The organism is Staphylococcus pasteuri, assembly GCF_030547725.1.
In the GTDB taxonomy this organism is placed as follows: Bacteria; Bacillota; Bacilli; order Staphylococcales; family Staphylococcaceae; genus Staphylococcus; species Staphylococcus pasteuri.
In genome coordinates, this window is sequence record NZ_JAUOQO010001096.1 from 1 (window position 1) to 230 (window position 230).

1 protein-coding gene is annotated in these 230 nt (G+C 48.3%); it reads left to right on the forward strand.

Features of this window, described 5'->3' with window-relative positions:
* The coding region (locus Q4528_RS16540) for a lipid II flippase MurJ (protein ID WP_303522889.1) at positions 1 to 230 on the forward strand (230 nt) is incomplete at both ends.

Consider the following 230-nt stretch of genomic DNA (forward strand, 5'->3'; position numbering starts at 1 on the left):
TTCTTACGTCGCTTATTTGCCGAAGGCGCGTTCGCCCAAGCTTTTGTGCCAGTGCTTACCGAGTACAAACAAAAAAGCGCCGAAGATGAAATAAGAGAATTAGTTGCCAAAGTGAGCGGTACGCTTGGCTTGGCGGTGACCATTGTGACTTTATTTGGCATTATTGGCTCGCCACTGATTGCTGCCCTATTTGGCACGGGCTGGTTTATCTCATGGTTAAATGATGGGCC